Origin of the sequence: Flavobacterium sp. 38-13 (assembly GCF_001899155.1) — a bacterium.
In the GTDB taxonomy this organism is placed as follows: Bacteria; Bacteroidota; Bacteroidia; order Flavobacteriales; family Flavobacteriaceae; genus Flavobacterium; species Flavobacterium lindanitolerans.
Genome location: NZ_MKVG01000014.1, coordinates 72,137 through 95,756, shown reverse-complemented (window position 1 = coordinate 95,756; position 23,620 = coordinate 72,137). Strand labels below are relative to the sequence as shown.

Sequence of the window (23,620 nt, the reverse complement as noted above, 5' to 3'; positions counted from 1 at the left end):
ATACAACATTATTATGCAATCCATCTTTCGCCTCCATGTAGTTTTTATTTTTTTCGCTGCCACATTTTCCTGCTACTCCCAGGAAACAGATTCCCAAAAAAACTTTATTTCAAAAACCATTGAAGATTATTTCTTTTTGGAAAGAGAAAATATCCATCTTCAGCTTGACAAATCAGTATTTATTTCAGACGAAGATGTATGGTTTAAAGGCTATGTATATCATCGCAAAGAAGAAGTTCCTTTTTTCACCACTACCAATGTCTATGCTTCCCTCTATGACGAAAACGGAAACAGAATAAAAGACAAATTATTATTTAGTAGCATGGGTAGTTTCTCCGGGAAATTTGAATTGGGAGATGCCTTCAAAAGCGGCAACTACTATATTCAGGTTTTCACCAACTGGATGAACAACTTCAAAGAAGACGAATCTTCTGTTTTTAAATTCAGTGTCATAAATAAAAATGACAGGACCGCCTCAATCAAGAGCTCACCCGATTATTCCAAAATAAACATTGAGTTTTTCCCCGAAGGTGGCTCTATCATTCAAGGCACTCAAAATACAGTAGGCATAAAAGTAAGCGATTGTCACGGTAATCCTTTGCCATCAATTGAAGGTGAGATTATCGGTCCGGAAGGCAAAAGCCTTCAGAAAGTCAGCCTGAATAGATTCGGATTGGGGAAATTCCAGATTTTTGGTGACAGCAAAACCTCAAAAGCCTCTTTTCTGGTCAATGGGAAAAAAGTAGAAGAAAATCTGCCATTTGCATCCCCAAATGGTCTGGCACTTGAAATCAACAACTTTGCATTAAAAGACAAAACGATTGTCAAAATCAGAACCAACGAAAAAAACATTGCTTCTTTTAAATCAAAAAAACATTATCTGGTAGTACATCAGGACAACAAATCCACCATCTTTGACATAGATTTCAAAAATACTTTAGAACAAAACATCACTTTCACCAAAGACAATCTCTCCGAAGGTGTCAATACCGTCAGAATAATCGATTCTGATATGAAGCAACTTGCTGAAAGGTTTATTTTCAAATACCCCGAAGAATCCTTAAAGCTTGATATAAAGCTTTTGAAAAAAGGAAAAGATTCCATCCATTTTTCCGGGAACCTGAACTCCGTTAACAGCAGCATTAGTATTTCAGCCGTTCCGGAACAATCAATCGCAATAAACCAGGATTATTCAATCCGCGCTTCCTTTCTGCTAAATCCGTATTTATCTAAAAACCAATCCAACACCAACTATTATTTTGAAGAAGTATCAAAAGCAAAAGAGTTTGAGCTTGACCTTCTCCTTTTAACCCAAAGTACCGGAAAATACAAATGGGAAAACATTGTGACTACACCTCCAAAAGACAACAACACCTTTGATTTTGGACTTACGATCAAAGGAACGATAAATCAGACCCTGGCTGACCGTAAAAAATTCAAGGTAAAGTTATTTTCATTACAATCCAGCATTAGCGAATCCACAGGAATCAATGATAAGAATGAATTTTATTTCAACAACATGGTTCTGGCCGATTCAACCTGGGTAAACTTCACACTAACCGACGACAAGAACAAGCCAATTGTTTTAAAATTATATCCGCAGATTTTAAACGGACGAAGAACATTCAACAAGCCCTTCAAAATAGAAAAAAAGGAATGTGCCTCCATTGAAGAAAAGGTAGAATATGAAACCCCAAGTTTTGTAAACGGAACAATTATGCTTGAAGACGTTGAAATTGCCGTAGAAAAGAAAAAGAAACTTAAATATTCGAATAGTTTAGGAAACGGAAATCTTAGAGGTTACAAAGTGGCAGAAAATGACCAGACAGACGTATTGAACTTTATTAGAAACAATGGCTTTGAAGTTCCTACGATTAACGGTTTTTCCAATACGGTAGAAATCTACAGCCGTTCCGTAACAACCATAAACGGGGCAAGAAGTACTCCGATACTTTTTATTGACGGACTTCAGCAAATGAGCTTTGATTTGCTTCTGAATATGAGAATGAACGAAGTAGATGAAATTTACATCAATGCACACGCTATTGTTCCATCTGTAAATAACAACATCGGAATTATAAAAATTTATATGAAAAAAGGCGGTAGCGGTTTGCCACAAAAAAATAACGCTATTCCTTTTGAAATAAAAAATGCTTTTTCAAAGATTGAACCTTTTAAGAATAAGCTGTATACTTCAACTGAAAACAGAGGCTTTCAAAATTTTGGATTAATTCATTGGATTCCTGCCATATATACCCATGACAGCAAGGAATTTAAATTTCAGATTCCAAATATGGGACAAAAAAACGTAAAACTACTTATTGAAGGTTTTTCTGCCGAGGGGCAATTAATCTCTGAAACCAGAACAATCTCTTTGGAATAAAAAAATCCGAAGCCTAAACTTCGGATTTACCAACTAAAAAAACCAACCAACTATTAAATAGAAACTTGATACTGTGCGATAAAAGCTCCTTTATGGTCTGTCAGATTGCCCGATGTATTATATATCGGGCGATTCTGATAGGATACCGTAAACTTTGAAGTCTGTCCGTTTAACAGCCAGTTTACGCCTATATCATAAAAACTCATATCCTTATTCAATCTTTCATAATGGGCATGTTGGATTGCAACATACGGCATCAGAGTTGTCATTCCAATCAGGTTATCTTTAAGTTTGTAGCCTAACTGTGCATACAAAACATTTCCGGTTCCATAGGCCGGGAAACCATTTCCGCTACCATTCAAAACAGTTGAATCACTACTTCCATTGGCAGGATTCATTGGCGCAGCATTACGGATGTAATTGGTTCCGAAATCATAATGCGTAAAATTTCCGTAAAAACTTATCGCCTCACCTCTTGAACCTATTGGCGCATCATAAAAAACATCTGCTGCCAAATGAAGCATATCTGTATAAATAGTATCATTGACCGCATTTCTATGCCACATGGCATCTTGCTGGTATACAATCCCGGCTCCTATATTGAAGACTTTCTTTTTCCCTAAATAACTTCCGGTAGCGTAAGGAGTCAGATTGGATTCCTGTTCCTTAAACTGGTACTGGAAATAACCATTGAATTGCATCTGTGGCGGCTTCGGAGAAAAATTAGACCTTTCACTTATTGCCGCAACATAGCCGGAACTTTTCTGTATGGCCAGTGGCTGTGCAAAAGCCATCCTATAGTCTAACTTACCCAGCTTGCCTTTTGCATAAAACGAAAGCTTTCTGACGAACTGGTCTGTTACATCGTTTGTTGATTCAAGAAATAACGGTATATCAATACCCATAATAGAACCTACGGAAGAAGCAGAAAATCTTGACAATCCTGTCCATGAAGACAAGCCCGCCCCTAAAGACAGCTTTTCTTTATCAATGGCATATTCACCCAATGCATCATGAATAAAAAAACCCTGTTTCCTGTCGGAAACATTATTGAAGTTATTCTGGCCAATTTGCCCATAAATAAAAACACGGTCTGCAACCTGTCCGTACATCTGAATCCTGAATCTTCGGATACCGATATCTGTTCCGGCCGTTTTAGGGGAATCAAAAATTGTAGTCCCCGGATTATACTCCTGATTTCTAATCCAAACCTGGGAAAGCATTGCAAACTTCAGATAGTTGGAACCGTCTTCATTCAGGTATAATTTCTTATCGTGCCAAAATTCATGTTTCGGTTTTTCCGGTGCAGGCTGTTGTTCCTGTGCAATCGTTTTTTGCGACAGGAAAAGGACTGATAGTCCGCAAAAAGCCAGTGAATACTTCAATGATTTCATTCTATGTAATTATTTATTTCCAATCCTCAATATCTCAATCCCGACAGCATCTTTCCAATCCGTCAGGCATCTGTTAATCCCAAGTTATTTTGTCAGACCATTGATGTAAAAATACCTTGAAAAAATTCAAGGTATTTTTTTACTGTTTTTAGTTTCTTTCGTAAGCACAACAAGTATGAAGCTTTGCATAGTCTTCATCTGTCGCCTTTACTTTTTCAGTATCGTGCCCCACTTTGGCAATGGCTTTCTGCACTTCCTCTTGCGAAGTTTTTTCTTCATTCAGAATAAGGTGTAGTTGCTTATCTCCAATATCCCAGCTGGCCGATTTTACACCTGCAACTGAAAAAGCTGCTTTTTCGATTCGTTTTTTACACATTTCGCAGTTGCCTTTAACTTCAACGGTATGTTTTGCATTTTTATTCTTTTTCTCTTGTGCCTGTACTGCAAATCCTATTAGGGAAACAAAAAGCACTATCATTAATTTTTTCATATTTTCTGTTTTTAATTATTTATCCTTAGTTTATTTTATCTTAAATCGCAATCCTGCATAATACATCTGTCCAAAAATTGGCGCATAGATTATGGAACTATCAAAATTTGGTCCAAACGGATTATCACTTCCTAAAATGGCCTTATCCTGTTTATAATTCCCTATGTTTTCACCACCAACATACACTTCAAAGGTAGAAGAAAAAGTTCTTGTGATTTGGGCATTCATCAGAGAAAAAGATGGCGAATAGTCCGGAAGCCTGTCAGATACAGGATTTGATGCCGTATTTGGCAACTGTTGTTTCCCAAGCCAATTGTATGTAAAATCGAATTTCCATTGCTGCCCTTTATCCGTGATATGTGTCTCATACTCTAAGTTACCAAAGAAACGATGTTTCGCCTGTAACGGTCTTTGTGCGCTTCCGCTTAGGTAATCGGTTTCAATTTCATAAAACTTATAAGCCGTTCTTAAATTAAAATGTGTTGCCAGTTCATAATTAAAATCAAGCTGTAAACTGTTAGCAAATGATTTTCCGTCCAGGTTATAAAACAAAGCCTGCTGTGGACTGGCATACAAATCTACAACAGCCTGATTTTGGAAATCGGTTCTGTAAAAATCAAAAGTAACTTCTGCCGGCCTGTTGAAAAGCGTAAAACCCTGCATAAAGCTGACTCCGTAATTCCATGCAATTTCCGCATCCAATCCGTAGATTTTGCCTCCCGTATTCAGAATATCAAAAACCCTTGAACTGGCAAAAAGCTGTTGGTTCTCTGCAAAAATATTCGCAGAACGTTTTCCTCTTCCTGCAGAAGCCCTTACTACTGCCCTATCCCACGGATTGTATCTTGCATGGATTCTTGGCGTAATAAAAGTTCCTAATCGGTTGTGATTATCAACTCTGGCACCGGCAACCAAACTGAAGTTTGTGGTATTATCATAAGTATATTCAAAAAATGCACCAACAGAATTATCAATTCGGTTGAAGTCTCTTGCAATATTTGGTACGCCCACAAACTCATCGTATTTGTCATAGGTAAAATTCAACCCGGTTGCAAACTTATTCAGCGTATTGCTGATAATGGAATTAAAAATCAGATTGGAATAAAAACTTTTCTGATTAATATCATACCTGTTCAGACCAAAATACGATTCCTGGTCATGACCATTGAAAGAAGTCTGGAACCCGATACTTTGGTAAGGCATATCAGGAAAAACATAACCCAATTTTGCCGAAACATCATAACGCTGTGTTTTGATTTCAGAACCCCAGTAATTTGTTGTGAATTTATCGCGGTCTTTATCAAAATCAATTTCTCCGGTCTGCTTTGCATCATTCATGTACCTGAAATTCAAAAAGCTTACCCATCCTTTTTCCATGTCGGTATACTGCCATCTGTTCAATACGTTAATTTGTTTTGAAAGCGGATTATCCAAAAATCCGTCATCATTCATGTCGTTCTTACCCAATCTGGCATTACCATGAAGAAATAAACTTGTACTCCATTTATCAGATACCTTTTTGTTGAAGTGGGTATTTAGTTCAAAACGGCTGTCTGTAGAACCATAGGCATTCAGGAAAAAAGGAATATCGTTTACAGGTTTGATAAGTTCTGTATTGATCTGTCCTGAGATACTTTCAAAACCATTAACAACAGACCCCGCACCTTTTGTAATCTGTATGCTTTCCACCCAGGTTCCGGGCGTAAAAGAAAGGCCATAAGCCTGTGAAGCTCCTCTTACCGAAGGAAGATTTTCTTCCGTAATCATCAAATAAGGGCTTGTTAACCCTAACATCTTAATCTGCTTTGTTCCTGTCAAAGCATCAGAAAAGTTGACATCGATTGACGGATTCGTCTCAAAGCTTTCTGCCAGATTACAGCAAGCCGCTTTCAGCAATTCTTTGCTGGACATTGTAGTAACGTTGGCCGTTTTCATATACGATTTCTGAAGGCTTTTTCGCTCTTTGTTAATCGTAACTTCTTCCAGCTCGTTATTCTGAACAAGGGAATGGTGAATAAAATTTGGAGAATTTACAGTAATCGTGTCTGTTGAGAATCCCACATAACTAATCACCAATTTTGTAAATTCCGGCTTATAAGAAATTGAAAAGTCTCCATTTACATCAGTAGTTGTACCTATCTGGGTGTTGAGCCATTGTATACTGGCCCCAATGATTGGCTGTCCTGTAGCAGTTCCTTCTGTTATTTTCCCTTTCAACTCTTGCGAAAAAGAAGCGGCAGAAACGATAAGACATAACAGCAGTATGAATTGTTTTTGCATAAAAAAAGATTTAATAGTATAATTATAGTTAAGCCATCGAAGGCTTTACGGAATTATCTATCAAATCACGCGTAGAAAATATACTGGGAATATAGCTTGAATAAGGGCGGCGCATTGGCATCGCAATAGTATTCAATATTTTCCTGCTTTGGAGCCTGAAGTGGCTTTCCAAAAACTTCCGGTTTCCAATCCTGGAATATAACAGCAGGTCCTGAATGAAATGAAAAGGTTTTTACAACTACCTGTTCTGATTTTTTCTTAAGTTCAACTTTCTTATCAGAGCAGCATTTTTTTCCTTCTTCTGCTTTTTTGGCACAACACTTCTTTTCAGTAGTTTCCTTTTTAGGCAGGGCACATACTTCAGAAGTTTTATAAGCCGCTGAAATGGAAGAAACTTTTCCGCCACAGAAATGCACATTGAAAGCAAATCCCATATTGGAAACCAACAGGAAAAGTGCTAAAATCAAACTTGTGCTTTTTCTTAAATTCATTAACTTATAAATTGTCTGGTGCAAAACTATTAAAATTGCCAACACAAAACTATTTAAGAATTGTTATTTTTTTTCGAAATCTTATTCTGGTAAAAAAAGGCCGGAACAAATAACAACAAAAACAGCGGTTGGATTAAAAACCTTCGGACATAAAAAAGCAAAAGGTTGTTTTCCTGGTCGGAAAAATTGAGAATGGAAAAAAAGACCGCTATCAGCAGGATGAAAAAAACCAGATATAGCATACCTGCAAATTTTGACAACCCTAAATCTTTAAACAAAACCTGTATGATAGCAATTGAAATCAGACTATTTAATGCATATCTTAAAAAAAGGCTGAAAAACAACTTAAAGGAATCATACTGCGGAAAAGGCTTTTCCATATAATCACTTCTGAAATAAGCCAGAAACGGATCGTAAAAATATTCTTCAAACAGCCTGATTAAGGCCAGAAGAAAAACCAGTATTAGCGATAAAGCGATTTCTTTTTTATAATTAAGAAGCTTTTGCATGCAATGAAAATTTTTGAACCCACAATACCCAAAGACCAAATACTACTCCATAAATAAAGAGTGGAAAAACAACACCGTGCAAAATATGCTCATATTCCGGATAATGATACAACGCAATGGCAAGCAATGCAATTCTAAGAATATTTAATATGTGGATAACCAGAATACTTATCAGGACAAACACTATTGTTTGCTTCATTTTCCCTTTAAAAGCAACAACAAATGCCACGAAAAGAATCATAACACTCATGGCATTGCAGCCTTCCACTACTCTTGCTATAAATTTGCCGTTAAGAAAAAGTTTTACAGAGGGCTGGGAGTCATGTGGAGCAATTGAAGTATCCTGCCCGAAAAGATGGAGTACATCATTAGTCTGTGAAGCTACAAGTTCTGTAAAACTGTCCGTTTCAAATTTTTCAGCATCAAAACTATTGAGATACAACTGATATGCAAACATCAGCACTCCATAAGTCAGAAAAAACTTTAGGAGAAATATAAAAAACGGCCGGTATTGGACGAAGTAACTTTTCAAAAAAATATTTTTAACAAAACTATACAATTTTAGCTTTCCGTAATTAAATACTTTTGTATAGTAAAAACCATCATTATGACTTTTGAAGAATTAAAACCTAAGGTTGAGGACATCCTCCACCACAAAGACATTTTAAGAGAAGACAAATTAATGCAGATTTGCCATCTCTTAAGAGACAACATTGACTATTATGACTGGGTTGGATTCTATTTCAGGAATGGTGATAAAGAAGAATTGATTTTGGGCCCTTATGCCGGCGAACCAACAGACCACACGGTTATTCCTTTCGGAAAAGGAATTTGCGGACAGGTGGCTGTTTCCAACCAAAACTTTGTAGTGCCTGATGTAAAAGCACAGGACAATTACATTGCCTGCAGCTTTACGGTAAAATCTGAAATCGTAATTCCGCTTTTTGTTGAAGGAAAAAACATAGGCCAGATTGATATCGATTCCAACGTATTGGATCCTTTTACTGAAATGGACGAACGCTTCCTTGAATTTGTAAATGCTGAAGTAGCCAAATTATTTTAGGAACTCCAATCCCTAAGCAGATTCAAAAACAAGCTAACTGTCAGCCGTTTAAACAAAACAAACTCTACAAACCGTATTTTTTAAAATCTTTTTTCTGAAAATTATTTTTTCTGAAAATAAATATTACCTTTGCACTCGAATAAGAAAAACTTATTCATTACATAATAATCATTTAAACAAATATTGGCATGTACTTAACTAAAGAAGTTAAAGAGCAAATCTTCGCTAAACACGGAGGATCAGCTAAAAACACAGGTTCAGCTGAAGGACAAATCGCGTTATTCACGCACAGAATTGGTCACTTGACTGAACACTTGAAGAAAAATCGTCACGATTACAACACGGAGCGTTCGCTTGTCCTACTAGTAGGTAAAAGAAGAAGCTTGCTTGATTATCTTAAGAAAAAAGATATCAACAGATATCGTGAGATTATCAAAGAATTGAATATTAGAAAATAATTCAATAGAAAAGAGGTGCTCACGCGCCTCTTTTTGTTTTTACATATTGCCGAAAAAAAGTTTGGTTTTTCATTGGGTTTTAGATAACTACACACAACAACAACTACAACACAACTAAAACCCATTGTTTAATCAAAAGAGGAAAAATTTTATGATTCCAAAAGTTTCAAAAGAAATTATCGATTTAGGAGATGGAAGAAGCATCTCGATCGAAACAGGAAAACTGGCAAAGCAAGCCGACGGATCTGTAGTAGTAAGAATGGGAGATTCAATGTTGCTTGCTACCGTAGTATCTGCAAAAAAAGCAACTCCCGGAGTTGACTTTTTGCCTTTAACAGTTGACTATCGCGAAAAGTTTGCAGCTGCAGGTCGTTTCCCTGGCGGGTTTTTCAAACGTGAGGCACGTCCAAGCGACAGCGAAATCCTTACCATGAGATTAGTTGACCGCGTTTTGCGTCCGCTTTTCCCGGATGATTACCATGCAGAAACACAGGTAATGATCCAGTTGATGTCTCATGACGAAACCGTAATGCCTGATGCTTTGGCAGGTTTGGCTGCATCTGCAGCACTAGCAGTTTCAGACGTACCTTTCTCAACCCTGATTTCAGAAGTACGCGTGGCCCGAATCGACGGTAAACTCGTAATCAACCCAAGCCGTGCTCAATTGGAATTATCTGACATCGACATGATGATTGGAGCTTCAAAAGATTCTATCGCAATGGTAGAAGGTGAAATGAAGGAGATTTCAGAAAAAGAAATGGTTGAGGCTATCAAATTTGCACACGAAGCTATCAAAATCCAGATTGAAGCGCAGGAAAGACTGCAAAATCTTGTTGGCAAAAAAGAGGTCCGTACTTATGAAGAAGAGCGCAATGATGAAGCTATCTACGAAAAAGTAAGAGAATTGGCTTACGACAGATGTTTTGCTATTGCTCAGGAAGGAACAGCCAAGCACGAGCGTTCTGAAAAATTTGCCGAAGTAAAAGAAGATGTAAAAGCTGCTTTTACTGAAGAAGAATTATTAGAAAATGGAGACCTGATCTCTAAATACTATTCAAAAGTTAATAAAGAAGCCGTTAGAGAAGTTATTCTTCAATTAGGATTGCGTCTTGACGGAAGAAAAACCACCGAAATCAGACCAATCTGGTGTGAAATCGACTATCTTCCATCTGTTCACGGATCTTCTTTGTTTACAAGAGGAGAAACTCAGGCGTTGGCCACTGTAACTTTGGGAACTTCAAGAGAATCCAACCAAATTGACACTCCATCAGAACAAGGTGAAGAGAAATTCTACCTGCACTATAACTTCCCTCCTTTCTCAACAGGTGAAGCAAAACCGCTAAGAGGAACTTCAAGAAGAGAGGTTGGACACGGAAACCTGGCGCAACGTGCCTTGAAAAATATGATTCCTGCAGACTGCCCATACACTGTAAGAGTAGTTTCAGAAGTTTTGGAATCTAACGGTTCTTCATCTATGGCTACCGTATGTGCCGGAACTCTGGCTTTAATGGATGCCGGTATCCAAATGACAAAACCTGTTTCAGGTATTGCAATGGGATTGATTTCTGATGATAAAACCGGAAGATGGGCTGTATTGTCTGACATCTTAGGTGATGAAGACCACCTTGGTGATATGGACTTTAAAGTTACCGGAACTGCTGATGGAATCACGGCTTGCCAAATGGACATCAAAATTGAAGGTCTTGCCTATGACATCATGGAAAAAGCCCTTGAACAGGCTCGTGACGGACGTTTGCATATTCTGGGAAAACTGACTGAAGTTATCGCTACCCCAAAAGCAGAAGTGAAGAAACATGCACCAAAAATCGTTACCAGAATCATTCCTGGTAACTTCATTGGAGCTTTGATCGGACCTGGTGGAAAAGTAATTCAGGAACTACAAAAAGCTACCGGCACAACTATCGTTATCAACGAGGTTGACGAGCAAGGCGTTGTAGAAATTCTTGGTACTGATCCGGACGGAATGGCAGCAGTATTGGCAAAAATCGATTCTATCGTTTTCAAACCTGAAGTAGGCGAAACATACGAAGTGAAAGTAATCAAGATGCTTGATTTTGGTGCGGTAGTAGAATATACTGCAGCTCCGGGTAATGAGGTATTGCTTCACGTATCCGAACTGGCATGGGAAAGAACTGAAAATGTTGCTGATGTGGTAAAAATGGGTGATGTATTCCAGGTAAAATACCTTGGGGTTGATCCTAAAACCAGAAAAGAAAAAGTTTCGAAAAAAGCTTTACTGCCAAGACCTCCTAGAGACGAAACAAAAAGACCTCCAAGAGAAGAGGATAAAAAATAATTAATTCTTATATAAGGTTAATTCAACTGAAGCCCCGTTTCATTTATTTGAAATGGGGCTTTTAAATTGTATACATTTCATTTTAAAAACGATTTCCTTATTCACGGTTTATCCCTGCGTAGTTTTATTTCTTCTTCTGCACATTTTTTTTCTTAAGAAAAGGCATTAAGAAATTCATTTTATTAAATGACAATCAATAAGTTACACCTATAAACATAACATTCAAAATAAAATAAAAATATTTTGTTTACCTTTTTGTAACTTTTTTGCAACTCGTTACGTATAACAACCTGAATACATAAATTAAGGAAAAACCAGAATGAGACAGCTCAAAATTACCAAGCAGGTAACTAACCGTGAAACTGCTTCCTTAGACAAATACCTACAAGAAATTGGAAAAGTTGACCTTATTACCGCTGATGAAGAGGTAGAATTGGCTCAGAAAATAAAAGCCGGAGACCAGAGAGCATTAGAAAAATTGACAAAAGCCAATTTGCGTTTCGTGGTTTCTGTAGCAAAACAATATCAAAACCAAGGACTTACACTTCCTGACTTAATTAACGAAGGAAATCTGGGTCTTATTAAAGCAGCACAACGTTTCGATGAAACACGTGGTTTTAAATTTATCTCTTATGCAGTTTGGTGGATTCGCCAATCTATCTTGCAGGCTTTGGCAGAACAGTCACGTATTGTTCGTCTGCCATTAAACAAAATCGGTTCTATCAATAAAATCAATAAGATGTATGCGTTATTGGAGCAATCTAATGAGCGCCCGCCATCTGCTGAAGAAATTGCAAAAGAACTTGACATGACAGTAAACGACGTAAAGGAATCTATGAAAAATTCCGGACGTCACCTTTCAATGGATGCTCCTCTTGTTGAAGGAGAAGATTCTAACCTTTATGACGTTTTGCGTTCTGGTGAATCTCCAAATCCGGACAGAGAGCTAATCCACGAATCTTTGCGTACGGAAATCGAACGTTCATTAGAAACATTGACTCCAAGAGAAGCAGATGTGGTCCGTTTGTACTTCGGTCTGGGCGACCAGCATCCTATGACTTTGGAAGAAATAGGCGAAACTTTTGACCTGACACGTGAGCGTGTTCGTCAAATTAAGGAAAAAGCAATCCGCAGGTTGAAACACACTTCGAGAAGCAAAATCCTGAAAACCTATTTAGGATAACAAATTGCAAAGTTTTCTAAAATCATTTTGATTCTTAGATTTTATTTGTATCTTGTTTTCCCAAAAAATTGACACCCTTATATTATAATATTTAACGTAACAACAGTTCAAAACTGTTCGTTTTTTGATTGATGATTGAAACTCCGGCTGATTACCGGAGTTTTGTTTTTTTATCAAACAAAACTGCCGGTCTGTTCGCTCCGCTCGGGTTTCCGGGGTTTTGTTTTTATCTAAAGAAAGAACACAAAAAAACTATTTTTAATAGCTCTTTCACACAAAGCGCGCAACCTTAACTACTCAGAACCTTAGAACCTTTTACACAGCCTTTGTTATGATTCTCATTTTAGCCACAGATTGGAATGATTACACAGATTTAAAAAATCAATACTAACCCAACAACATTCTCCCTTTTACAAAGAACACAACCTTAGCCACTCAGAACCTTAATTCCTTAGCACCTTTAAAAAAATCTTGTATGCTTAGCTGTTTAACTGTACTTTTGCACAAAACAACACAACAACATGAAAAATACCCTCATTGCACCTTCTGTGCTGGCTGCCGACTTTGGAAACCTGCAGCGTGACCTTGAAATGATTAACAACAGTGATGCCGATTGGTTCCATGTAGATATTATGGACGGTGTTTTTGTACCTAATATTTCTTTTGGGATGCCAGTATTGGAAACCATCCAGAAACACGCCAAGAAAACAATTGATGTGCATTTGATGATAGCTGACCCTGACCGCTATATCAAGACTTTTGCTTCACTTGGCGCTAACGTATTGAGCGTTCATTATGAAGCCTGCACGCACCTTCACAGAACATTACAGGCTATCAAAGCTGAAGGAATGAAAACCGGAGTTGCTTTGAATCCCCATACCAGTGTTACCGTATTGGAAGATATTATTAATGATATTGATGTGGTTTGCATCATGAGCGTGAATCCAGGTTTTGGAGGACAGTCATTTATTGAATCGACCTATAAAAAAGTAAGACAATTGAAAGAAATTATTTCCCGCAATAAAGCAGAAACCCTGATTGAGGTAGACGGCGGTGTAACAGACAAGAATGCCAAACAACTGGCTGAAGCCGGTGCTGATGTTTTAGTAGCCGGAAACTATGTTTTCAAGTCCGCCAATCCAACCGAAACCATTTCCCATTTAAAGAAGACTGCCTCACTTTAAAAGCATTTCTATAAAATAAAAAACCTGTTCTACGAACAGGTTTTTTTTATGCAATTAATTCAGATATTCCTCTTTAAAATTAATCATCTTTTTTACCCTTTCATATAATTCAGGGTGTTCTTTCCTGAAAACCTGTGGAGACTCAAAAAAGTGTTCCAGCAATACGGCCAGGAACTCAAATTTATTTTCATACGCATATTCGCGAAAATAGCCTCTCTGAACCAATTCTAACGATAATGCTGCATCATCATAGTATTTTACGATTTCGTTGAACTCATCGTAAAATATGGACGCATTTGGGTCACCATTTGTCTTTTTAGAATGAAAATGGAGTACATGTGCAAATTCGTGCAATCCTAAATTTACATTATCGTTTGTTGTATTGTGTCCTGAAAGAAAATCTTCCCAAGAAAAAACTACTGCTTTCAGCCGCAGGTTAAATTCTCCTTTATGATTTTGCTGTGTTATGACGGACGTATATTGGCCTGGATAAATAATGATTTTTCTAAACAGCGGTGTAAGATAAAACCGCATTCCGAACGTCAGCATAACATAGGTTCCGGCAATCATAACTTTCATTTCTTCTGTAACGGAAATGTCTTTGCCATGAAATTGGTAATTCATCAGGAATGACTTGACACGGTGCTCAAAATAGACTTTTCTCTTATCGGAAAGCTTTCTGTAAAAAGAAAATTCTCTTTCCAGAATCTGTCTTTGAAATGGTATTATTTTTTTAGGAACGGGATACCAATGAATATATAAAGGCTTATTAAAAATCAACACGTAAGCCGGCTCAACAAATAGCCTTATAAAGCCTGCAACTACTAAAAGGACTACGATTGCCGCAAGCAAAAAAGTTAAAACAGTAAAAATGGCTTCACTCATGTCCTGAATTTATTTTTTGGAAATAAAAAAGGGACTAAATCAGTCCCTTTAAAAAATCTGTGACCCTGGAGGGGTTCGAACCCCCAACCCTCAGAGCCGAAATCTGATATTCTATCCAGTTGAACTACAGGGTCAGTTTAGATTTTAAGTTTTATGACAATAATTTCTTTACGATAGTTGAGATGGTCTTTCCGTCAGCCTTTCCTGCCAATTCAGCAGAAGCCTGCCCCATAACCTTACCCATTGAAGCCATTCCTGAAGCACCTGTTTCAGCAATAATTTTAGCTACAACAGCCTCTACTTCTTCTTCGCTTAATTGGGCCGGAAGAAATTTTTCAATTACAGCAGCCTGCTGCAATTCCGGTTCTGCCAAATCAGGTCTGCCTTGCTCAGTAAAGATATTGGCACTGTCTTTTCTCTGTTTTACCAAACGTTGCAAAAGCTTGATTTCATCGTCCTGAGTAATTTCTTTTGCCCCCGAGTCTGTTTGCAGAAGCAACAATGCAGACTTTACAGCTCTTAACGATTCAAGGCTTACTGTATCTTTGGCTCTCATCGCCGTTTTGATTTCTTCGTTGATTTTATCTTGTAAGCTCATTAGTATGATTCTTTTCTATTTACAAATTATCTAAAAATCAGGCAGATAAACTTTTCAGATTACAAAACATTATTATTTCACGCTCTAAATGCCTAAATGCTTCTTTTAAACTTGTTGCGAAGATAAAAAAAATAACCCGAAAATCAATTGAATTTTCGGGTTATCGGGTTTTGGTTTGAGTTAGTTAATCTACGTTGTCGTGAAGAAAGGAGTTATTTGAACGCAATTGTAAATCGTCGTTACTGTCCGTTCCTAGTGACATCCTAGATTTGCTATTATCAGCCTGGGTATGATTCAAATCAATTCCCATTCTTTTGTAAGCTGGTTCTTTTTCGAACTCATCAACTCTTGATGGATTGTTATGGAATTTATAGTTAAATTCTTTCATCTTCAATCTTCTTTCATCAGCTCTCTTTTTCAAAGTCTGCTCGATAGTCATTTCAAGAGGCGATATTTCTTCAAAGGCAGTATTGTTGAATTTAGGTTCTTCTACCTTCATTTTCAAATCCAATTCTTTATCTACCGGCTCTTCAACTTTAGCTACCGGTTTTGACTGGATCAGTTCGTTTTCAACTTCCATATATTCTTCCAAAGAATATTTCACAATACCTTTTTCGTTCAATTCTGTTACAGGAACCACCTGAACCGGCTGGTTTACCTTAATATCCTTAGTCTCGTTTGACAATTCGAAAAGAATTCTGTCTTCTTTTGGCTCTTCTGCTTTTTTAATTGGCAGGTCAAAAGAGAAAGTAATCTGCTCTTCTTCTTTGTAGGCCACAAATTCCGGCTCACGAACTTCCATTTCTCTCACTTCCGGAGTCGTAATATAAAATTCATGCTCGCTGATAGGTGATACTATTTGAAATTCAACATCGATATTTTTGATGAATTCGGTCGTTTTTATCAAATCAGAAACGATTTCCGGCTCTTCAACTTTCGCATCTGCTACTTCAAAATCTTCCAATGCAAAAACAATCTTTTCTTCAGTCTCTTTTTTTTCTTCTACTGGAGCCGGCGAAAAATTGAATGATGGCACTACTTGTTTTTGTGACAGGTCTCGCCCCATTTTTTGCTCATCCTCTAAAGCGTGGATAATTTTTTTTGGTTCCGTATTAACGATTTCGTTTTGCTGCTCTACATTAAATCCCGTAGCGATAATCGTTACAGCAATAGAATCTCCAAGCGCTTCATCTTCACCAACCCCCATAATGATGTTAGCATTAAAGCCTGCTTCCGTCTGGATATGGTCGTTGATTTCTCCGATTTCGTCAATAGTAATTTCATTGGTTCCAGAAACGATAAGCAACAATACGTTTTTGGCTCCGGTGATTTTATTATCATTCAACAATGGAGAATCTAAAGCCGCAATAATCGCTTCTTTGGCACGATTTTCACCAATTGCTGTAGCAGACCCCATAATTGCAGTACCGCTATTTGACAATACTGTTTTGGCGTCTTTTAAGTCAATGTTTTGAGTATAGTGGTGCGTAATTACTTCGGCAATACCTCTTGAGGCTGTTGCCAAAACTTCATCCGCTTTAGAGAAACCCGCTTTAAAGCCCAGGTTTCCGTATACTTCTCTTAATTTATTATTGTTGATTACGATAAGCGAATCTACCTGTTTTCTCAATCGTTCAACACCAACCAAAGCTTGTTCAGAACGGACTTTTCCTTCAAACTGGAACGGAATGGTAACGATTCCAACTGTAAGAATGTCTCTCTCTTTAGCCAACTGAGCAATTACCGGTGCGGCTCCTGTTCCGGTTCCGCCTCCCATACCAGCCGTGATGAAAACCATCTTGGTATTGCTGTCCAACATTTTTTCAATATCGGCAATACTTTCTATAGCTGACTGCTGCCCAACTTCAGGATTTGCCCCTGCTCCAAGACCTTCTGTAAGGTTCACACCTAACTGAATCTTGTTTGGAACGGCGCTATTTTGCAATGCTTGAGAATCTGTATTGCAAACGATAAAATCCACTCCTTTAATCCCTTGCTGAAACATGTGGTTGATCGCGTTGCTTCCGCCTCCTCCAACACCAATTACCTTAATTACATTTGATTGATTTTTAGGTAAATCAAATGAAATGCTTCCAAAATCTGAGTTGCTCATCATAATATTTGGTTTTAATTTCTTTTCCTTTTCTTTTTAATTTCTGTCTGGCAATTATGCCCTATTCTGCATTGTCTAAAAACTCTTTTATCTTGTCGATGTATTTGTCAAAGAATGACTTTTTCATCCTGCCTTCTGTAGAAACAGATTTGGCCTGTTCTACTTTTTTAGGCTGCTCTTCGATTACTTCTTCTTCATAATGGTTAGAAGTTTCTACAACCACTTCTTTATGAACCTGAACCGGAGGCGCTTTTTCAACTTCTACCTGATTCAACGGAACCGCGCTTCTGGTATTGTTTCTGATACTGTTCATCACCAATCCAACAGCAGTAGCATACAACGGACTTGAAATTTCCTCATCTGAATTTCCTGCCAGATGTTCATTTGGATAACCGATTCTTGTATCCATTCCGGTAATATATTCTACCAATTGCTTGATATGCTTTAATTGGGCTCCTCCACCTGTCAGAACGATTCCTGCTATTAGTTTCTTACGAGGGTCTTCGTGTCCGTAGGATTTGATTTCTGTAAAAACCTGGTCAATAATCTCAACTACACGGGCATGGATAATCTTTGATAAATTCTTCAAAGAGATTTCTTTCGGTTCTCTTCCTCTCAAGCCCGGAATCGAGACAATTTCATTGTCTTTATTTTCGCCCGGCCATGCTGAACCAAACTTCACTTTTAAAAGCTCTGCCTGTTTTTCTATAATGGAACATCCTTCTTTGATATCATCGGTAATTACATTTCCGCCAAAAGGAATTACTGCCGTGTGGCGAATAATTCCGTCTTTGAAAATAGCAAGGTCTGTAGTTCCACCTCCAATATCAATCAGGGCAACGCCCGCTTCTTTTTCTTCCTGGCTCAATACCGCATCTGCAGAAGCCAATGGTTCTAATGTCAAACCTGACAAATCAAGACCTGAACTCTTAATGCAGCGCCCAACGTTTCTGATAGAAGAAGCCTGTCCAACCACAACATGGAAGCTCGATTCAAGTCTTCCTCCATACATTCCGATTGGTTCTTTGATTTCCGCCTGTCCGTCAATTTTAAATTCCTGCGGCAGGACATGGATGATTTCTTCACCCGGAAGCATAGCCAGCTTGTGAACCTGATTGATTAACAAATCAATATCATTTTCACTGATTACTTCTTCAGGATTGCTTCTGCTGATGTAGTCACTGTGCTGAATACTTCTGATGTGCTGGCCGGCTATACCCACCACCACATCTTTTATTTTATAACCCGAATCCACTTCAGCTTCATGCACAGCCTGTTGGATGGATTGAATTGTCTGTGTAATATTGTTAACAACACCTCTTGCAACACCCAGGCTCTTGGATTTTCCAACACCCAAAATTTCAAGTTTTCCGTATTCATTTTTCTTGCCAATCATAGCGACAATCTTGGTTGTCCCAATGTCTAAACCTACTGCAATGCTCTCTTTTTCCATATCCTAATTTTTGGTGCACACTACCTGTTGCGTAAACTTCAGATTTACTGTCTTGTATTTATTTATCAAACTGTCCTGAATTGCCTTTTGAAAAAAGGCTTTATAATTCTTGAACTTCCTGTCTACATTGATGGTTCTTCCGAAATCGATAACATAATCAAAATTTCTGTTCATCATTTTCAGGCTTCCATTCGGCAAAACCTGTATGGCAATGATATTTTTATGCAAAAACTCATCGTCATAGATGTAACGAAAAACTTTGTTCAGTTCTTCTTTATTTTTACTGCTAATCCCCCCCGTAACCATTGGAACTCTGGCAGTGAAATTATCAGATAACGGCATCTCATGTCCTTCATAATCAATATAAAAAGAACCGTTATCATCAAACACCCGGGCTACCGGCGTCTTTTGTTTCACCACTGCTTTTAGGACACCATCAACACTCACAAATACGTCACACTTTTCGATCATATTGTGATTATTGAGGTTTTTCTCCAACTTATTCAAATCTAACTCATCTTTTTGAATGCTCGTAGGGGCTGCATTATTTTCTATTAACAATTTATTAACCGCTTCTTGTGTAATAAATGGGCTGTTTTCATTGACAAATTCCACTACAGATTTTTTCAATTTTCGCTGTTCATTTCTCTTCGAAGTAAATGAATACAGAAAAATTACCAATGCGAACATCAGCACCAATTTAATGTTTGTCCAGTTAAACTTTTTCATGCAAAGCCTGCTTAATTGGTTTCACTAATTCTCCTATATCACCTGCTCCTATTGTAACAACAACACGGGCATCACTTTTCAAAATTTCCGAAATCAGGCTGTCTTTTGACACCAGTTTTTTATTCGGATTATCAATCTTCCCCAGCAACCATGCTGAATTTACTCCTTCTACCGGAAGTTCTCTTGCAGGATAAATATCCAACAGGATTACTTCGTCAAAAGCCGAAAGGCTTGAGGCAAAACCATCGATAAAATCCTTGGTTCTGCTAAACAGATGCGGCTGAAAAACAGCCAGAACCTTGTCTTGCGGATAGAGTTCAGAAACCGCCTGATGTACTGCGTTTATTTCCGTCGGATGATGGGCATAATCATCAATATAAACCCTGTTTTTTTCTTTAATCTGATAGGAAAACCTACGTTTTACACCCTGAAATGAAAATAATGCTTTGGCAATGGCTTCGGTCGGGGTGCCGAAAGTATATGCCATTGCCAAAGCGATAAGGGCGTTCGTTAAATTGTGTTTTCCCGGCAAATTAAACCGTATGTCTTTTATAACTTCTGACGGCGTCTGTACGTCAAAAACATAAGTGCTGTTTTCAATTCGTATATTGAAAGCTTTATAGTCTGCTTCATCATTAACTGCAACGGTGATTCCTTCAAGCGGAAGTCCTTTTGCGACAAATAGTTTTTTCTTGTCTTTTACCTTATCGGCAAATTCTACAAACGATGCTTCAATAGAAGCAGTATCGCCATAAATATCCAAATGGTCCGCATCCATAGATGTCACGCAGGCGATGTCCGGATATAGGTGCAGGAAGGAACGGTCGAATTCATCTGCTTCAACAACCGTTACGGTTTTTCCGCTGCCAATCAGGTTGGAATTATAGTTTTCTACGATTCCTCCCAAAAATGCCGTTACATCTGCTCCACTTTCATATAGGATGTGCCCTAAAATACTTGATGTAGTGGTTTTCCCATGTGTTCCCGCAACTGCAAAACAAAAGGTGTCTTTTGTAATTATTCCCAGTACTTCAGCTCTTTTTTTGACCTGATATTCTCTTTCCAGAAAATAGTTCCATTCTGAATGCGTTTTTGGAACTGCCGGGGTTATTATAACCAGCGTGTTTTCTGCATAATAGTCTTTGGGAATCAAAGAAATGCTGTCTTCAAAATGAATTTCGATTCCAAGAGCTTCCAATTCTTTTGTCAGCTCAGTTTCCGTCTTGTCATATCCAGATACGCTTTTACCGATAGCCTTGAAATAGCGCGCCAAAGCGCTCATTCCGATGCCTCCGATTCCGATAAAATAAACGTTATGTATCTGATTCAAATTCATTTTTTTTTATTTTTTAGCCTAATGTTACAAAGTCTTAAAGTTTTAAAGTCTAAAGATTTTTGCCTTTATGACTTTTGTCTTAACAACTTTTGACTTTATTACTTTTGACTTTATTACTTTTGACTTTCAATTAATTTTATTATTTCATCAACAATGTCTTTTGTTGCATTTGGCATTGCCATTTTTTTTATGTTCTCCCCCAGGCTTTCCTGTAAGGCTTTGTCTTCCAAAAGCTTGTTAAAAGTTGAAGTGAATTGGGTATCCAATTCGTTTTCCTTCATCATCAGCGCTCCTTTTTTATCAACAATAGCTTTTGCATTTTTTGTCTGATGGTCTTCAGCCACATTAGGCGATGGAATAAAAATTACCGGCTTCCCTACCAAACACAACTCGGAAACAGACGATGCTCCTGCTCTGGATAGTATCACATCGGCGGCTGCATATGCCAAATCCATCCTGTCAATAAATGCCTTTACCTGTACGTTTTCTTTTTCATCGAAGTGTTTGTATTCTTCAATATAGAATTTTCCGCATTGCCAGATTACCTGTACATCCTGTGATATAAAATTCACCAATTCTTTTGCAATTAGCTGGTTGATTCTTCTGGAGCCTAAACTGCCACCCAAAACCAGCAACACTTTTTTATCCGGGTCCAGTTTAAAATAGTCCCTGCTTTCTTTTTTCTTTCCTTTTATGTCTATCAAATCCTGACGGACCGGATTTCCTGTGAAAACTATTTTGTCTTTTGGAAAAAACCGTTCCAGATTTTCATAAGCCACGCATATTTTGCTGGCGTTGCCGCTCAGCCACTTGTTTGTAATTCCCGGATAGGAATTCTGTTCCTGTATTACAGTCGGGATTCCTGCCGATCCTGCTGCCTTTAACAATGGCCCGCTGGCAAATCCTCCTGTTCCGATGGCTACATTTGGCTTAAATTGCTTTATAATTTTTCTTGATTTAAGCAAGCTATCCATAAGCTTAAAAGGGAACATCATGTTGTCAAGCGTCAGCCTTCTTTGTATTCCTGCAATCCACAATCCTTTGATAGGATAACCGGCCTTCGGAACTTTTTGCATTTCCATTTTGTCTTTTGCTCCTACGAATAGGATTTCACAATCCGGAAAACGGCTTTTTAATTCATTAGCAATGGCAATTGCCGGATAAATATGCCCGCCAGTTCCGCCTCCGCTTAATATGAATTTTAATTTCTGCATTTTTTATTTTCTTTTGTACAGATTACTCTGCCCTCTTAAATCTTTTTTTTTGCCACTGATTACTCAGATTACACAGATTCTCTTCAAACTGCTATCATAAATCTTAAATCAACAATCTCAAATCCCAATTTCTTTTTTTGCCACTGATTACTCAGATTACACTGATTCACTTTTCAAACTGCATCTTAAATCTAAAATCTGCAACCTTAAATCTCGAATCACTTCCCCATCACCGCTTTCATCGGGTTGTCGCTTACATCTTCAATTGCATATTGTGGCTCTTTATTTTCAACAGCCGTATCTTCATCCGGATTGTTTTCACCATTCATTTCCCTTTCAATCAATCTTTGAAGCGCTTCTTCTCTTTGCGCCCTTTCAAGATTTTCCTGAGCAATTTCCTCATCTTTCTTGGTTACGCTTAATATAATTCCTAATGAAACACAGGTCATCCAGATTGAACTTCCTCCGCTACTTATGAGCGGCAAAGTTTGTCCTGTTACCGGTAATAATTCAACAGCAACTGCCATGTTTATGAGTGCCTGGAATACAATCGGGAAACCTAATCCTACAACCAGCAATTTTCCAAACAGCGTATTAGCTTTATGCGAAGCTATCAGGAACCGGATAAACAGCATAATGTATAAGAACATTACGGTGAGTGCACCAAGCAATCCGTTTTCTTCCACAATAATCGCATAGATAAAATCTGAAGATGATTGTGGAAGAAAATTTTTCTGTATGCTTTTTCCCGGACCTACGCCATAAATCCCACCTGTGGCTATTGCAATTTTTGCTTTTTCAATCTGGTAGTTATCTTCATCCGGCTTGTCGCTTGTAAAATTTTCAATACGGCTAACCCAGGTATCTACACGGTTTGGAAAGGCATCCGGAAATGCTTTTGCCATGAGGATAAAAAAGGTAAGACCAACAATACCGGCTCCAATAACAAGCCCCAGATATTTCAAAGGATATTTACCTACGAAAACCAGCATAACCACCATCGAAAATATCAATGCGGCTGTAGAAAAGTTAGCAGGTAAAATCAGCATAATGATTGCAAAAACAGGAAGCCATAACTCGATTACGGATTTTTTAAACGTATCTTCTACTTCACGTTTTTTAGCCAGGTATCTTGCCACATAAATCATCAGCACCATAGAGGCCAATGTTGATGTCTGGAAGCTGATACCCACAAACGGAATCTGAATCCAGCGGCTTGCGTTTGCGCCGCCTATCGTTTTCCCTTGCAAGAGTGTATACAGCAACAGCAATCCTACGATTGGCAAAGCAATCATAGAGATAGCTTTGAAATAATGGTACGGAATTTTGTGTACCATATAGACTATCAGAAATCCGATTCCAACGTGTGCAAAATGCTTTATCAAAAAACTCATAGTGTTTCCTGACCCGTTTGCACTGTATGCCAAATTACTACTCGCGCTGTAAACAGGCATAAACGAAATCAAAGCCAACAGGGCGATGAATGCCCAAATGACCTTGTCTCCTTTAAGATTGTTTATAAACTCTTTCATAATTCCCT

Annotated in this window: 20 protein-coding genes and 1 tRNA gene; 6 read left to right on the top strand and 15 right to left on the bottom strand. The window is 37.9% G+C overall.

The genetic code is table 11. The features are described 5' to 3' along the window. Positions 1 to 13: 13 nt before the first annotated feature. The gene (locus tag BGO88_RS08845; protein WP_286706633.1) at positions 14 to 2,383 is read left to right on the top strand and encodes a hypothetical protein; all 2,370 of its coding nucleotides are present in this window, start codon (positions 14 to 16) and stop codon (positions 2,381 to 2,383) included. Between the two features lie 53 nt (positions 2,384 to 2,436). On the opposite strand, the gene BGO88_RS08840 is transcribed toward BGO88_RS08845, so the two are convergent. The 6 genes from BGO88_RS08840 to xrtF all read right to left on the bottom strand — a co-directional run bounded on the left by BGO88_RS08840 (position 2,437) and on the right by xrtF (position 8,079). Continuing rightward, on the bottom strand, positions 2,437 to 3,777 hold the full coding sequence (locus BGO88_RS08840; RefSeq protein WP_286706632.1) for a hypothetical protein: 1,341 nt from the start codon (positions 3,775 to 3,777) through the stop codon (positions 2,437 to 2,439). A 148-nt stretch (positions 3,778 to 3,925) separates the two neighbouring features. Further along, on the bottom strand, positions 3,926 to 4,267 hold the full coding sequence (locus BGO88_RS08835; RefSeq protein ID WP_286706631.1) for a heavy-metal-associated domain-containing protein: 342 nt from the start codon (positions 4,265 to 4,267) through the stop codon (positions 3,926 to 3,928). A gap of 30 nt (positions 4,268 to 4,297) precedes the next feature. Further along, positions 4,298 to 6,547 (bottom strand): TonB-dependent receptor, encoded by a 2,250-nt coding sequence (locus tag BGO88_RS08830; protein WP_286706630.1) that lies wholly within the window; start codon positions 6,545 to 6,547, stop codon positions 4,298 to 4,300. A 65-nt stretch (positions 6,548 to 6,612) separates the two neighbouring features. Further along, positions 6,613 to 7,038 carry an HYC_CC_PP family protein gene (locus BGO88_RS08825; protein WP_056068354.1) on the bottom strand — a complete coding sequence of 142 codons (426 nt, stop codon included), beginning with the start codon at positions 7,036 to 7,038 and terminating at the stop codon, positions 6,613 to 6,615. A 53-nt stretch (positions 7,039 to 7,091) separates the two neighbouring features. After that, positions 7,092 to 7,547 (bottom strand): exosortase F system-associated membrane protein, encoded by a 456-nt coding sequence (locus tag BGO88_RS08820; RefSeq protein WP_286706629.1) that lies wholly within the window; start codon positions 7,545 to 7,547, stop codon positions 7,092 to 7,094. Beyond that, positions 7,531 to 8,079: an exosortase family protein XrtF gene (xrtF, locus tag BGO88_RS08815; protein ID WP_286706628.1), complete on the bottom strand. Its 549-nt coding sequence runs from the start codon at positions 8,077 to 8,079 to the stop codon at positions 7,531 to 7,533. The genes BGO88_RS08820 and xrtF overlap by 17 nt, the downstream gene beginning before the upstream one ends. A gap of 75 nt (positions 8,080 to 8,154) precedes the next feature. Between xrtF and BGO88_RS08810 the strand changes: the two genes are divergently transcribed. The 5 genes from BGO88_RS08810 to rpe all read left to right on the top strand — a co-directional run bounded on the left by BGO88_RS08810 (position 8,155) and on the right by rpe (position 13,752). Then, positions 8,155 to 8,610, top strand: coding sequence for an XrtF-associated fRMsr-like GAF protein (locus tag BGO88_RS08810; protein ID WP_056068352.1), 456 nt, complete (start codon positions 8,155 to 8,157; stop codon positions 8,608 to 8,610). Positions 8,611 to 8,798: 188 nt separating this feature from the next. Then, positions 8,799 to 9,068 carry a 30S ribosomal protein S15 gene (rpsO, locus tag BGO88_RS08805; RefSeq protein WP_056068350.1) on the top strand — a complete coding sequence of 90 codons (270 nt, stop codon included), beginning with the start codon at positions 8,799 to 8,801 and terminating at the stop codon, positions 9,066 to 9,068. Positions 9,069 to 9,219: 151 nt separating this feature from the next. Beyond that, the gene (locus BGO88_RS08800) at positions 9,220 to 11,385 is read left to right on the top strand and encodes a polyribonucleotide nucleotidyltransferase (protein WP_056068348.1); all 2,166 of its coding nucleotides are present in this window, start codon (positions 9,220 to 9,222) and stop codon (positions 11,383 to 11,385) included. Positions 11,386 to 11,704: 319 nt separating this feature from the next. Further along, positions 11,705 to 12,568 carry a sigma-70 family RNA polymerase sigma factor gene (locus BGO88_RS08795; protein ID WP_026707723.1) on the top strand — a complete coding sequence of 288 codons (864 nt, stop codon included), beginning with the start codon at positions 11,705 to 11,707 and terminating at the stop codon, positions 12,566 to 12,568. Between the two features lie 521 nt (positions 12,569 to 13,089). After that, positions 13,090 to 13,752 (top strand): ribulose-phosphate 3-epimerase, encoded by a 663-nt coding sequence (rpe, locus tag BGO88_RS08790; protein ID WP_286706627.1) that lies wholly within the window; start codon positions 13,090 to 13,092, stop codon positions 13,750 to 13,752. A gap of 54 nt (positions 13,753 to 13,806) precedes the next feature. Here the strand turns inward: rpe and BGO88_RS08785 are convergent, their stop codons facing one another. The 9 genes from BGO88_RS08785 to BGO88_RS08745 all read right to left on the bottom strand — a co-directional run bounded on the left by BGO88_RS08785 (position 13,807) and on the right by BGO88_RS08745 (position 23,612). After that, complete coding sequence (locus BGO88_RS08785) at positions 13,807 to 14,637, bottom strand: zinc-dependent peptidase (RefSeq protein ID WP_286706626.1); 831 nt, start codon at positions 14,635 to 14,637, stop codon at positions 13,807 to 13,809. Positions 14,638 to 14,697: 60 nt separating this feature from the next. After that, positions 14,698 to 14,771: transfer RNA gene (locus BGO88_RS08780), tRNA-Arg, on the bottom strand. A gap of 17 nt (positions 14,772 to 14,788) precedes the next feature. Next, entirely contained in the window at positions 14,789 to 15,235 is a 447-nt protein-coding gene (locus BGO88_RS08775) for a GatB/YqeY domain-containing protein (RefSeq protein WP_056068332.1), read from the bottom strand. A 184-nt stretch (positions 15,236 to 15,419) separates the two neighbouring features. Further along, positions 15,420 to 17,351, bottom strand: coding sequence for a cell division protein FtsZ (ftsZ, locus tag BGO88_RS08770; RefSeq protein ID WP_056068330.1), 1,932 nt, complete (start codon positions 17,349 to 17,351; stop codon positions 15,420 to 15,422). 58 nt (positions 17,352 to 17,409) lie between these two features. Continuing rightward, the gene (gene ftsA, locus BGO88_RS08765) at positions 17,410 to 18,801 is read right to left on the bottom strand and encodes a cell division protein FtsA (RefSeq protein WP_056068328.1); all 1,392 of its coding nucleotides are present in this window, start codon (positions 18,799 to 18,801) and stop codon (positions 17,410 to 17,412) included. A 3-nt stretch (positions 18,802 to 18,804) separates the two neighbouring features. Beyond that, positions 18,805 to 19,530, bottom strand: coding sequence for a cell division protein FtsQ/DivIB (locus BGO88_RS08760; protein WP_277016390.1), 726 nt, complete (start codon positions 19,528 to 19,530; stop codon positions 18,805 to 18,807). After that, positions 19,517 to 20,866 (bottom strand): UDP-N-acetylmuramate--L-alanine ligase, encoded by a 1,350-nt coding sequence (gene murC / locus BGO88_RS08755; protein ID WP_286706625.1) that lies wholly within the window; start codon positions 20,864 to 20,866, stop codon positions 19,517 to 19,519. The genes BGO88_RS08760 and murC overlap by 14 nt, the downstream gene beginning before the upstream one ends. A gap of 113 nt (positions 20,867 to 20,979) precedes the next feature. Continuing rightward, positions 20,980 to 22,080, bottom strand: a complete 1,101-nt coding sequence (murG, locus tag BGO88_RS08750) for an undecaprenyldiphospho-muramoylpentapeptide beta-N-acetylglucosaminyltransferase (protein ID WP_286706624.1) — start codon at positions 22,078 to 22,080, stop codon at positions 20,980 to 20,982. A gap of 218 nt (positions 22,081 to 22,298) precedes the next feature. After that, complete coding sequence (locus tag BGO88_RS08745; protein ID WP_056068319.1) at positions 22,299 to 23,612, bottom strand: FtsW/RodA/SpoVE family cell cycle protein; 1,314 nt, start codon at positions 23,610 to 23,612, stop codon at positions 22,299 to 22,301. Positions 23,613 to 23,620: the final 8 nt, after the last annotated feature.

Bases quoted from the DNA above. Each gene is read 5' to 3' on its own strand.
- BGO88_RS08845 (WP_286706633.1), top strand. From the start codon at position 14: ATGCAATCCATCTTTCGCCTCCATGTAGTTTTTATTTTTTTCGCTGCC.
- BGO88_RS08840 (WP_286706632.1), bottom strand. From the start codon at position 3,777: ATGAAATCATTGAAGTATTCACTGGCTTTTTGCGGACTATCAGTCCTT.
- BGO88_RS08835 (WP_286706631.1), bottom strand. From the start codon at position 4,267: ATGAAAAAATTAATGATAGTGCTTTTTGTTTCCCTAATAGGATTTGCA.
- BGO88_RS08830 (WP_286706630.1), bottom strand. From the start codon at position 6,547: ATGCAAAAACAATTCATACTGCTGTTATGTCTTATCGTTTCTGCCGCT.
- BGO88_RS08825 (WP_056068354.1), bottom strand. From the start codon at position 7,038: ATGAATTTAAGAAAAAGCACAAGTTTGATTTTAGCACTTTTCCTGTTG.
- BGO88_RS08820 (WP_286706629.1), bottom strand. From the start codon at position 7,547: ATGCAAAAGCTTCTTAATTATAAAAAAGAAATCGCTTTATCGCTAATA.
- BGO88_RS08810 (WP_056068352.1), top strand. From the start codon at position 8,155: ATGACTTTTGAAGAATTAAAACCTAAGGTTGAGGACATCCTCCACCAC.
- rpsO (WP_056068350.1), top strand. From the start codon at position 8,799: ATGTACTTAACTAAAGAAGTTAAAGAGCAAATCTTCGCTAAACACGGA.
- BGO88_RS08800 (WP_056068348.1), top strand. From the start codon at position 9,220: ATGATTCCAAAAGTTTCAAAAGAAATTATCGATTTAGGAGATGGAAGA.
- BGO88_RS08795 (WP_026707723.1), top strand. From the start codon at position 11,705: ATGAGACAGCTCAAAATTACCAAGCAGGTAACTAACCGTGAAACTGCT.
- rpe (WP_286706627.1), top strand. From the start codon at position 13,090: ATGAAAAATACCCTCATTGCACCTTCTGTGCTGGCTGCCGACTTTGGA.
- BGO88_RS08785 (WP_286706626.1), bottom strand. From the start codon at position 14,637: ATGAGTGAAGCCATTTTTACTGTTTTAACTTTTTTGCTTGCGGCAATC.
- BGO88_RS08775 (WP_056068332.1), bottom strand. From the start codon at position 15,235: ATGAGCTTACAAGATAAAATCAACGAAGAAATCAAAACGGCGATGAGA.
- ftsZ (WP_056068330.1), bottom strand. From the start codon at position 17,351: ATGATGAGCAACTCAGATTTTGGAAGCATTTCATTTGATTTACCTAAA.
- ftsA (WP_056068328.1), bottom strand. From the start codon at position 18,801: ATGGAAAAAGAGAGCATTGCAGTAGGTTTAGACATTGGGACAACCAAG.
- BGO88_RS08760 (WP_277016390.1), bottom strand. From the start codon at position 19,530: ATGAAAAAGTTTAACTGGACAAACATTAAATTGGTGCTGATGTTCGCA.
- murC (WP_286706625.1), bottom strand. From the start codon at position 20,866: ATGAATTTGAATCAGATACATAACGTTTATTTTATCGGAATCGGAGGC.
- murG (WP_286706624.1), bottom strand. From the start codon at position 22,080: ATGCAGAAATTAAAATTCATATTAAGCGGAGGCGGAACTGGCGGGCAT.
- BGO88_RS08745 (WP_056068319.1), bottom strand. From the start codon at position 23,612: ATGAAAGAGTTTATAAACAATCTTAAAGGAGACAAGGTCATTTGGGCA.